This window comes from Gemmobacter sp., assembly GCF_046292685.1.
Classification (GTDB): Bacteria; Pseudomonadota; Alphaproteobacteria; order Rhodobacterales; family Rhodobacteraceae; genus Wagnerdoeblera.
The window spans coordinates 1-10,697 of sequence record NZ_JBKBQM010000073.1; the positions used below are offsets into that span (position 1 = coordinate 1).

The 10,697-nt window shown below is 66.1% G+C and carries 11 protein-coding genes and 1 pseudogene; 1 reads left to right on the forward strand and 11 read right to left on the reverse strand.

Annotation, left to right across the window (positions count from 1 at the left end; genetic code table 11):
* The 10 genes and pseudogenes from ACK4S2_RS14735 to ACK4S2_RS14780 form a co-directional block, all read right to left on the reverse strand.
* Positions 1-450: pseudogene (locus ACK4S2_RS14735) on the reverse strand (50S ribosomal protein L1); the annotation flags it as partial.
* 4 nt (positions 451-454) lie between these two features.
* Positions 455-907 carry a 50S ribosomal protein L11 gene (gene rplK / locus ACK4S2_RS14740; RefSeq protein WP_409626018.1) on the reverse strand — a complete coding sequence of 151 codons (453 nt, stop codon included), beginning with the start codon at positions 905-907 and terminating at the stop codon, positions 455-457.
* A gap of 93 nt (positions 908-1,000) precedes the next feature.
* The gene (gene nusG, locus ACK4S2_RS14745) at positions 1,001-1,537 is read right to left on the reverse strand and encodes a transcription termination/antitermination protein NusG (RefSeq protein WP_409626021.1); all 537 of its coding nucleotides are present in this window, start codon (positions 1,535-1,537) and stop codon (positions 1,001-1,003) included.
* 168 nt (positions 1,538-1,705) lie between these two features.
* Positions 1,706-1,903 (reverse strand): preprotein translocase subunit SecE, encoded by a 198-nt coding sequence (gene secE / locus ACK4S2_RS14750; protein ID WP_409626024.1) that lies wholly within the window; start codon positions 1,901-1,903, stop codon positions 1,706-1,708.
* A gap of 94 nt (positions 1,904-1,997) precedes the next feature.
* On the reverse strand, positions 1,998-3,419 hold the full coding sequence (locus ACK4S2_RS14755; RefSeq protein WP_409626048.1) for a gamma-aminobutyraldehyde dehydrogenase: 1,422 nt from the start codon (positions 3,417-3,419) through the stop codon (positions 1,998-2,000).
* Positions 3,420-3,445: 26 nt separating this feature from the next.
* Positions 3,446-4,252 (reverse strand): ABC transporter permease, encoded by an 807-nt coding sequence (locus tag ACK4S2_RS14760; protein ID WP_409626027.1) that lies wholly within the window; start codon positions 4,250-4,252, stop codon positions 3,446-3,448.
* Entirely contained in the window at positions 4,242-5,180 is a 939-nt protein-coding gene (locus ACK4S2_RS14765; protein ID WP_409626030.1) for an ABC transporter permease, read from the reverse strand. Before ACK4S2_RS14765 ends, ACK4S2_RS14760 begins: the two co-directional genes overlap by 11 nt.
* On the reverse strand, positions 5,177-6,172 hold the full coding sequence (locus ACK4S2_RS14770; RefSeq protein ID WP_409626033.1) for an ABC transporter ATP-binding protein: 996 nt from the start codon (positions 6,170-6,172) through the stop codon (positions 5,177-5,179). The genes ACK4S2_RS14765 and ACK4S2_RS14770 overlap by 4 nt, the downstream gene beginning before the upstream one ends.
* A gap of 91 nt (positions 6,173-6,263) precedes the next feature.
* On the reverse strand, positions 6,264-7,418 hold the full coding sequence (locus ACK4S2_RS14775; RefSeq protein WP_409626036.1) for an ABC transporter substrate-binding protein: 1,155 nt from the start codon (positions 7,416-7,418) through the stop codon (positions 6,264-6,266).
* 122 nt (positions 7,419-7,540) lie between these two features.
* On the reverse strand, positions 7,541-8,443 hold the full coding sequence (locus ACK4S2_RS14780; RefSeq protein ID WP_409626039.1) for a LysR substrate-binding domain-containing protein: 903 nt from the start codon (positions 8,441-8,443) through the stop codon (positions 7,541-7,543).
* 101 nt (positions 8,444-8,544) lie between these two features.
* Between ACK4S2_RS14780 and ettA the strand changes: the two genes are divergently transcribed.
* Positions 8,545-10,200 carry an energy-dependent translational throttle protein EttA gene (gene ettA / locus ACK4S2_RS14785; RefSeq protein WP_409626042.1) on the forward strand — a complete coding sequence of 552 codons (1,656 nt, stop codon included), beginning with the start codon at positions 8,545-8,547 and terminating at the stop codon, positions 10,198-10,200.
* A 31-nt stretch (positions 10,201-10,231) separates the two neighbouring features.
* Here ettA and ACK4S2_RS14790 read toward each other — a convergent pair whose 3' ends face one another.
* Entirely contained in the window at positions 10,232-10,432 is a 201-nt protein-coding gene (locus tag ACK4S2_RS14790; protein WP_409626045.1) for a hypothetical protein, read from the reverse strand.
* Positions 10,433-10,697 lie beyond the last annotated feature (265 nt).

The following is a 10,697-nucleotide window of genomic DNA, read 5'->3' on the forward strand; positions in this document are numbered from 1 at the left end:
GGCCACGTCCATCGTCACCGTGCCGACCTTGGGGTTCGGCATCAGGTTGCGCGGGCCGAGGATCTTGCCCAGACGGCCGACCAGCGGCATCATGTCCGGCGTTGCGATGCAGCGGTCGAACTCGATCACGCCCTTCTGGATCGTTTCCATCAGGTCTTCGGCACCGACGATGTCGGCACCGGCGGCCTTGGCCTCGTCAGCCTTGGCGCCACGGGCGAACACGGCCACGCGCACGACCTTGCCGGTGCCGTTGGGCAGGTTGACCACACCGCGGACCATCTGGTCGGCGTGGCGCGGATCGACGCCCAGGTTCATCGCGATTTCGACGGTTTCGTCGAACTTGGCGCTGGCGGCCTGCTTGATCAGGTCGACGGCGGCTTCGACGGTCAGGTTCGACTTGCCTTCGAACAGCGCGCGGGCGGCCTTGGTGCGCTTTGCAACTTTTGCCATGGTCTCAGCCCTTCACTTCGATGCCGCAGGACTTGGCCGAACCGAGGATGATCTGCATCGCAGCCTCGATGTCGTTGGCCGACAGATCCTTCATCTTCTGTTCCGCGATGGCGCGCACCTGCGCCACGGTCACGGTGCCCTGCACGTGGCGGCCCGGCTTGGGCGACCCCTGCATGCGCTGGCGCTTGCCTTGCGGCTTCAGGCCGGCCGCCTTTTTCAGCAGGTAGGACGCCGGCGGCGTCTTCAGCTCCAGCGTGAAGGACTTGTCCTGATAGTAGGTGATGATGACCGGGGTGGGCGCACCCGGCTCGATGTCGGCGGTGCGGGCGTTGAACTCCTTGACGAATGCCATGATGTTCAAACCGCGCTGACCCAGCGCCGGACCGACCGGCGGCGACGGGTTGGCCTGCTGGGCCTTCACTTGCAGCTTGAGGCTGCCGATCACTTTCTTGGCCATCTGGCCTCTCCTTCATCACTGTGCCCGCAAGGCAGGCAAGTTTAGCGGTTCGGGCGATCACCGGCTCGGCGCCACCCTCCCGCATGCGACACCTCAGGCGGTCTTGGCCACCTGGGTGAATTCCAGCTCCACCGGCGTGGCGCGACCGAAGATCGAAACGGTGACCTTCAGGCGGTTCGACGCCTCGTCCACTTCCTCGACCATGCCGTCGAAGCCTTCGAACGGGCCATCGTTCACCTTGACCCTCTCGCCGATCTCGAAGCGGATCAGGTTGCGCGGCGCCACCTCGACCCCGGCCTGCGCGCGGTTCAGGATGCCGTTCACCTCGTCATCGCGCATCGGCATCGGCTTGCCCTGCGGGCCCAGAAACCCGGTGACGCGATTGATCGAGGTGATCAGATGATAGCCGCGATCCGACATTTCCATGTGGACCAGCACATACCCCGGCATGAAACGACGTTCCGAGGTGACCTTCTTGCCACGGCGGATTTCAAGCACCTCCTCGGTCGGCACCAGAACCTCGTCGATCTCATCCTGCAAGCCGGCGTCGGCAACGGCCGTACGGATCTGTTCGGCCACCTTCTTCTCGAAGTTCGAGAGAACGCTCACCGAATACCAGCGCTTTGCCATGCCTGCCACCTTCGCCATCCGGGTTGCCCCGGTCATTCCGATCTGCAAGGCACCCGATTGCCCTGCCACCGAACAAAAAAACCGACGCGCATGCGAATCGCTGCACGCCGATGCCCGGTTGTCGCTGCTCGCTGTAGCGGCCTGCGGCCCGGGTTTCAAGGGCCCGGTTCAGCCAAAGGCCGAAAGCAGGCTGCGCAGCCCGAGATTGATGACGGTATCGACCGCAAAGAAGAACACCGCCGTCAGCGCCGCCATGACGAAGACCATGACCGTGGTCAACAGCACTTCGCGGCGGTTCGGCCAGACGATCTTGCCGATCTCGGCGCGGGTCTGCTGCAGAAACTGGAAAGGGTTGGTCTTGGCCATCGCCGTCGCCTCGCATGCCGGGATGCGCCCAGATACGCGCACGGGGGCCGAAGTTCAACCCCCGCCGCCGCGTCCGGGCGCCTGCACCGACGGATCAGTGCTTGATCATCACGTGACGCACGACGGTATAGTCCTCCAGCGCATAGGCCGACAGATCCTTGCCGTAGCCCGATTGCTTGAGCCCGCCGTGCGGCATCTCGTTGACCAGCATGAAATGCGTGTTCACCCAGGTGCAGCCATAGCGCAACCGCGCCGAGGTTTCCATCGCGCGGCCCACGTCGCGGGTCCAGACGCTGGAGGCCAAGCCATAATCGCTGTCGTTGGCCCAGGCCACGGCCTGATCCACGTCGGAGAACGGCGTGACCGAAACCACCGGGCCGAACACCTCGCGGCGCACGATCTCGTCTTCCTGACGGGCGCCGGCGATCACGGTCGGGCGGTAGTAGAACCCCTGCCCCATCGGCTCGCCCCCGGTGGTCACCTCGATATGCGGCAACTCGCGCGCGCGATTGACAAAGCTTGCCACCCGGTCGCGCTGGCGCAACGAGATCAGCGGCCCGATCTCGTTGGCGCTGTCGTCCTCCAGCCCCAGCTGGATCGAGGCGACGGCGCTGGACAGGTCGGCCACCAGCCGGTCGTAGACCTTTTTCCCGGCATAGACCCGGCAGGCGGCGGTGCAATCCTGCCCGGCGTTGTAATAGCCGAAGGCGCGCAGCCCCTCGACCACGGCGTCGATGTCGGCGTCGTCGAACACCACCACCGGCGCCTTGCCGCCCAGTTCCAGATGCGTGCGCTTGACCGTGCGCGCGGCGGCATCCAGCATCTTCTTGCCGGTGGCCACGTCGCCGGTCAGCGAGATCATGTCGATCCCGGGGTGATGGATCAGCGCATTGCCCACCGTGTGCCCGCGCCCGGTGATGATGTTCACCACGCCTTCGGGCAGCTCCTCGGCCAGAATCCGCGCGAGCTTCAGCGCGGTAAAGGGGGTCTGTTCGCTGGGCTTGAACACCACGGTGTTGCCGCCGGCAATGGCGGGGGCCAGTTTCCACGCCATCATCATCAGCGGGTAGTTCCACGGCGCGATGCTGGCCACCACCCCGATGGCATCGCGCCGGATCATGCTGGTGTGCCCGGCAAGGTATTCGCCGGCCACCTGCCCGTGCTGCGTGCGCACCGCACCGGCAAAGAACCGCCAGCAATCCACCACCGCCGGGATTTCGTCGTTGCGCGCGGCGTTGATCGGCTTGCCGCAGTTCAGCGCCTCCAGCCGGGCGAATTCGTCGGCGTCGCGCTCGATCCGGTCGGCGATGCGCAGCAATGCGGCCGAGCGTTCGGCCGGCGTGGTGCGCGACCAGCGGTCGAAGGCGCCGCGCGCCGCCGCCACGGCCCGGTCCACCTGGCCCGCGCTGGCCTCGGGCACCTCGACGATCAGGCCGCCGGTGCGCGGGTTAAGCACCTGTTCGGCCGTTTCCTGCCCGGGTTCGAACCCGTTGCCGATCAGCAGGTTCAGGTCCATCGCGGTCATGTTCACTCTCCCCGTTGTCATTTGCCCCCGCCGGCGGTGTCGGAACCGCCCCGGGTCAGGTAAAAGGCCAGAAGGATCGGCACGAAGGTCACGGCAAACACGACCATCGCCACCACATTGGTCACCGGGCGCTGTCGCGGGCGCACCAGTTCGTTCAGCATCCAGATCGGCAGCGTGCTTTGCTGGCCGGCGGTGAAGGTGGTCACGATCACCTCGTCGAACGACAGGGCAAAGGCCAGCATGCCCCCTGCCAGCAACGCCGACCCCAGGTTGGGCAACAGCACATGCCGGAAGGTCTGAAAGGCATTGGCGCCCAGGTCGGCGCTGGCCTCGAGGATGGCACCGGACAGCCGACGCATCCGCGCCACCGCGTTGTTGTAGACGATCACGATGCAGAAGGTCGCGTGCCCCAGCACGATGGTCCAGGTGCTGAACGGGATTTCCATGATCGCAAAGGCCGACCGCAGGCTCATGCCGGTGATGACCCCGGGCAGCGCGATGGGCAGGATGATGAGCAGGCTGATCTGTTCGCGCCCGAAGAACCGCGCCTGCGCCATTGCCCCGGCCACCAGCGTGCCCAGCACCATCGCCAGCGCGGTCGAAATCGCTGCCACCCGCAGCGAAAGGTATAGCGGCGGCCAGATGTCGGCCCGGTTCCACGCCACGGCGAACCACTGCGTCGTCAGCCCCGGCGGCGGAAAGGCATAGGTCCGTTCCTCGGTGGTAAAGGCATACAGAAAGATCAGCAGGATCGGCAGGTGCAGAAAGGCCAGCCCGCCGATGGCCGCAATCTTCAGCCCCAGGGATGCCCGGTCAAAGCGCATCGAAAGCCCCCGCCCGCCGCGCCAGCGTCAGATAGACCAGCATCACCAGGATCGGCACCACCGCAAAGGCCGCCGCCAGCGGCAGGTTGCCGGCCGTGCCCTGCAACTGGTACACCGCCTGCCCGATGAATCGCGCCGAGGTGCCGATGATCTGCGGGATGATGTAGTCGCCCATCGTCAGCGAAAAGGTAAAGATGCTGCCCGCGATCACGCCCGGCATGGCCAGCGGCAGCACCACCTTGCGCAGCGTCTGGCCGCGCGTGGCGCCCAGGTCGGCGCTGGCCTCCAGCATCGAGGCGGGCACCCGCTCCAGCGCCGCCTGCATCGGCAGGATCATGTAAGGCAGCCAGACATAGACAAAGACCATCCAGGTGCCGATGAAACTGGTCGACAACGAATTGCCGCCGATGCCGGGAATCGACAGCACGGCCTCCAGGATGGGGGTGGTGCCGGTGGCATTGGCGGCCCAGCCGATGATGCCTTCCTTGGCCAGGATCAGCTTCCAGGCATAGACCTTGACCAGGTAGGACGACCACAGCGGCAGCATGACGCCCAGATAGAACGCCGCCTTCCACGGTCCGCGCGCATGGCGCGCGGCATACCACGCGATCGGAAAGGCCAGCACGGCGCAACCCAGCGTCACGCTGGCCGACATGGTCAGCGTCCGCAGCAGGATGTCGAGGTTCTGCGCCCGGAACAGTTCGGCATAGGTCTTGAGCGTAAATTCCGGCACCACAAGGCCGGAAAACTCGTCGATGGAATAAAAGCTCTGCCACAACAGCGCGGCCAGCGAGCCAAGGTAGACCAGCCCCAGCCAGATCAGCGGCGGCGCCAGCATCAGCCCCAGCAACAACCCCGGCCGGCGCCAGAACAGGCCGGTCAGCCGGTCGCCCGCGCCGCGCGGGGCCAGGATCGGGGCCGAGCTCATGTCGCCGCCTCCATCACATGCAGCGCGTTGGGCGCCAGAACCAGCCCCACGCTGTCGCCCATGTTCGGCACGGGCTGCCCGGCCGGCACCAGCACCGCCAGGCTGCCGAAGGGCAAGACCACCGTCACCCGCATCGCCGATCCCAGATAGCGCAGCGCCGTCACGCTGCCGCGCAATTCGGACTTGTTCCAGGGCACCAGCCGGACCGCCTCGGGGCGCAGGCTGGCCCAGGCCTCGGGCCCGCCCAGCGCCCGGGTCATCGCCGGCTCCAGCACGTTGGAGGATCCGACGAAATCGGCCACGAAGCGGGTGCGCGGGCGGGCATAGATCTCGGCCGGGGGGCCGACCTGCGCAATCTTGCCCTGGTTGAACACCGCCACGGTGTCGGCCATGCTCAGCGCCTCGTGCTGGTCGTGGGTGACAAAGACGAAGGTGATACCCAGGCGCTGCTGCAACGCCTTCAGTTCCTCCTGCATCGCTTCGCGCAGCTTGAGGTCCAGCGCGCCTAGGGGTTCGTCCAGCAACAACACGCGCGGTTCGTTGACCAGCGCCCGCGCCAGGGCCACGCGCTGCCGCTGGCCGCCCGACAGTTGCGCAGGCTTGCGGGGCCCGTAGCCCTCCAGCTTGACAAGCGCCAGCATTTCCTCGGCCTTGCGGTTGCGCTCGGCGCGACCGACGCCCTTGACCATCAGGCCGTAGCCCACGTTGTCGAGCACGCTCAGGTGCGGGAACAGCGCGTAATCCTGGAACACCGTGTTGACGTTGCGCAGATGCGGCGGCACCCGCCCCACGTCGGCGCCAAAGATGCGCACCACGCCGCCCGAAGGCTTCTCGAACCCCGAGATCAGCCGCAGGCAGGTGGTCTTGCCGCTGCCCGAAGGCCCCAGCATGGCAAAGAACGACCCCTCGGCAATCGTCAGGTCCACCCCGTCCACGGCCGCAACCGCGCCGAAATGACGCGACACGTTCAGGAACTCGACAGCAGCGGTCATGGCAGCATTCCGGTCATGGCAGAAAAGGCCGGCGTCCCGCGCCGGGCACGCCCCCTTCCGGCAGGAAGGGGGCCAAGGCTCGGGCGGTAGCTCAGCGGCCGCCGATCACGCCGATATAATCACTGACCCAGCGATAGTAGGGCACGCATTCACCCTGGCTGGCGCATTTGGTGACCGGGGTGGTCCAGAAGCGGATCTTGTCGAAGTCGTCGAAGCCGTTCTTGGTGCAGCCCTCGGCCGTCTGCATGCCGCGCCCGTCGGTGCAGGCGGCGGGCACCGCCGGGTTGGCGCCGAACCACACCGACAGGTCGGACTGCAGGTTCGAGGCCAGCGAATGTTCCATCCACAGATAGGCGCAGGTCGGGTTGGCAGCATCTACATGCATCATGCTGGTATCGGCCCAGCCGGTCGCGCCTTCCTGCGGGATGACCGAGGCCACCGGCTGCCCTTCGGATTGCAGCAGGTTGACCTGGAAGGGCCAGGTGCCGCTGGCGACCACGCCTTCGTTCTTGAAGTCGTCCATCTGGATGAAGGCATCGTGCCAATAGCGCCCGACCAGCTGGCGCTGCTGACGCAGCAGGTCCAGCGCGGCCTTGTACTGGTCCTCGTTCAGTTCGTAGGGCGACTTGATGCCCAGTTCCGGCTTGTGGAACATCAGGTATTGCGCGGCATCGGCAATGTGGATCGGGCCGTCATAGGCCTGCACGCGGCCCTTGTTCGACTTGCCGTCGCCCAGGGTCATCTCCTCGAACACCACGTTCCAGCTGGTCGGCGGCTCCTTGAACACGTTGGTGTTGTACATCAGCACGTTCGGCCCCCACATGTAGGGAACGCCGTAATGCACACCGTCCACCACATACCAGGGGGCGTTCTTCAGCCGTTCGTCCACCGTGTTCCAGCTGGGGATCAGCGACAGGTTGATCGGCTGCACCCGCTTGCCCGCGATCAGCCGCAGGCTGGCGTCGCCGCTGGCGGTCACCAGGTCGAAGCCGCCCTCGTTCATCAGCGCCACCATCTCGTCGCTGGTGCCGGCGGTCTTGACGTTGACCTTGCAGCCGGTGGCCGCTTCGAACTTGGTCACCCAGTCGAATTCCTTCACCGTCTCGCCGCGCTCGATATAGCCGGCCCAGGCGACGATGTTGACCTGGCCTTCGGGCTGGCCCAGCGCGGCCAGTTGCGCCGCAGCCGGCCCCGCCGCCAGCATCACCGCCAGCGCCGTCGTTCCCATCAGCTTCATGGTGTTCATGGCATAGCTCCCTGACTGGCCCTGCTGTTGGCGCAGGTGCTCTGGCCGGCAGGATGCGGCGGCCTCGGTCATTTCGCAAATTCAAAAGACAGAATGCGCCTATCGGAAAAGTCGATGGCTTGCTACCTGTCGGGCATCGCCCCGCGGGCCGAACGCACGAAGTTCAGCGCCGCCGGCGGCAAGGGCGCGCCCCGCCGCCACGCCAGCCCCACCTGCACCGTCGGCAAGTCGCCCGACACATCGCGGATCTCGATCCGGTCGCCTTCCAGCGACCAGGGGCGGTAAACCAGATCGGGCAACAAGGCGAGGCCCGCGCCGGTGGCCACCAGCGACCGCACGGCCTCGACGCTGCGGGTGCGGAAGGTCACGCGCGGCGGCGGGCGGATGGTGCTCATCAGCGCCCGGGTCGATTCCTCGATCTCGTCCACCATCAGCTGGATCAGCGGATGGGCCGCCAGTTCGTCGCGGGCGATCGCCTCTTGTTGCGCCAGCTCGTGCCCCAGCGGCAACCACAGGCGAAAGGCCGAAACCAGCAGCGTTTCCACCTGCAAGGCCAGCCGGTCGCGCACCGAACTGGTCAGCAGCACCGCCACGTCCAGCTCGCCCCCGATCAGCAGGTGTTGCAGGTAATCGCCGCTGTCCTCGATCACGTTCAGCTCCACCTGCGGCCAGGCCCTGCGGAACCGTGCCAGAATGTCGGACAGCACATATCCGGCCACCAGGCTGGTCACCCCCAGCGACAGCCGGCCGGTCGCGGGCTCGGCCTCGCCTTGAAACGCCTCGCGCGCCCGCGCCACATCGGCGAGGATCGCGCGGGCATGGCGCAGAAAGGCGCTGCCGCGGTGGGTGATCTGCAGCCCCCGCGCCTGCCGGTCGAACAGGGTCACGCCCAGATCGTCCTCCAGCGCGCGGATCGCCTCGGTCACGCTGGACTGGCTGATCGACAGCACGCGCGCCGCGCCCGACACGCTGCCCTGTTCGGCAGCGGCGACAAAGAATCTCAGCTGGCGCAAGGTGAATGGCATGGCCGCACCTTAGGCCGCCGCACGGCGCCTGTCAGCCCGCTTGAACCGGGCGGGTTCCCCCTGTAGGAACAGCGCAACCCCCCTAGAGCCGGAGCAAGCGCATGGCCTCCTACCAGTATGTCTATCACATGGACGGCGTGTCCAAGACCTATCCCGGCGGCAAGAAGTGCTTTGAAAACATCCGGCTGAACTTCCTGCCCGGGGTCAAGATCGGGGTGGTCGGCGTCAACGGCTCGGGAAAGTCCACCCTGCTGCGCATCATGGCCGGCATCGACAAGGATTTCCAGGGCGAGGCCTGGGCCGCCAAGGGCGCGCGCGTGGGCTATCTGCCGCAGGAACCCGAACTGGACCCCAGCCTTGACGTGCGCGGCAACGTGATGCTGGGGGTGGCGGCGAAACAGGCCAAGCTCGACCGTTACAACGAGCTGGCGATGAACTATTCGGACGATACCGCCGAGGAGATGGCCCGCCTGCAGGACGAGATCGACGCCGAAAACCTCTGGGATCTCGACAGCCAGGTCGATGTGGCGATGGAGGCCCTGCGCTGCCCGCCCGACGATGCCGATGTGACCACCCTGTCGGGCGGCGAAAAACGCCGGGTCGCGCTGTGCAAGCTGCTGCTGGACGCGCCCGACATGCTGCTGCTGGACGAACCGACCAACCACCTCGATGCCGAAACCATCGCCTGGCTGCAAAAGCACCTGATCGAATACAAGGGCACGATCCTGATCGTGACCCACGACCGCTATTTCCTCGACGACATCACTGGCTGGATCCTCGAACTCGACCGCGGCCGGGGCATTCCCTACGAAGGCAACTATTCCAGCTGGCTGGAACAGAAGGCCAAGCGCCTGGCGCAGGAAGCGCGCGAGGACAAGTCGCGGCAAAAAACGCTGGAGCGCGAGCTGGAATGGATCCGCGCCGGCGCCAAGGCCCGCCAGACCAAATCCAAGGCCCGCATCCAGGCCTACGAGGAACTTGCCAGCAAGTCGGAACGCGACAAGATCACCACCGCGCAGATCATCATCCCCAACGGCCCGCGCCTGGGCGGCAAGGTGATCGAGGTCGAAGGGCTGACCAAGGGCTACGGCGACCGCCTGCTGATCGAAAACCTGTCGTTCAGCCTGCCGCCGGGCGGCATCGTGGGCGTGATCGGGCCGAACGGCGCCGGCAAATCCACCCTGTTCCGCATGCTGACCGGGCAGGAAACGCCCGATGCCGGCACCATCACCTTCGGCGAGACGGTGAAACTGGCCTATGTGGACCAGTCGCGCGACGCGCTCGACCCGGGCAAGACCGTGTGGGAAGAAATCTCGGACGGGCTCGAGGTGCTGGAACTGGGCGATGCCACCATGAACTCGCGCGCCTATTGCGGGGCGTTCAACTTCAAGGGCGGCGACCAGCAGAAGAAGGTCGGCCTTCTGTCGGGCGGCGAACGCAACCGGGTTCACATGGCAAAACTGCTGCGTCGGGGCGGCAACGTGCTCTTGCTGGACGAACCGACCAACGACCTCGACGTCGAAACCCTGCAGGCGCTGGAAGCCGCGCTGGAGGATTTCGCAGGCTGCGCCGTCATCATCAGCCACGACCGCTTTTTCCTTGACCGGCTGTGCACGCATATCCTTGCCTTCGAAGGCGATGCGAAGGTCGAATGGTTCGAAGGCAACTTCGAAGCCTACGAAGAAGACAAGGTGCGCCGTCTCGGCCCGGATTCCATCGAGCCCAAGCGCGTGAAATACAAGAAGTTCGCGCGCTGAACCGGCTCCGCGCCGCCCGCCGGCGGCGCGGTCACTTCGGCAGCATGCGGATGGCGTCGCTGCAGGCGCGGGCCGCGTCCAGAACCTTGGCTCTTGCCGGCGGCTTGCGCAGATCGCCGCCGCGGGCCGCCAGTTTCTTCGCCGTGCAGGTGCATGCCTCGGCGACGAAGTGGTCGAGCGTGCCTGTTGGTGTGCCGCCAAAGGCCTTCACGGCATCGTAACGCGACCGCAAGCCGATATGGATGAGGATGCGGATGGCAGGGGTGGTTCGGGTTGTCTGAACAGGTTCCGGGCGTTTTCCAAGGAGCTCTGGCTGAATTCGGGTGACGCGGTTCCGTTAGGCGGCGCGGTAATCTCCCCCTTTTTAGCGCGTTTTCCGATCATTGTGGTTCATAGGCTGCTGCGGTGAAGAAGTTGGCGCTCTCCCCGGGGGTGATGAGATCGACGAGCCGTCCGATGGCGTCCCAGAGGGCCGCAACGGTTCGCTCGGCCGCCTT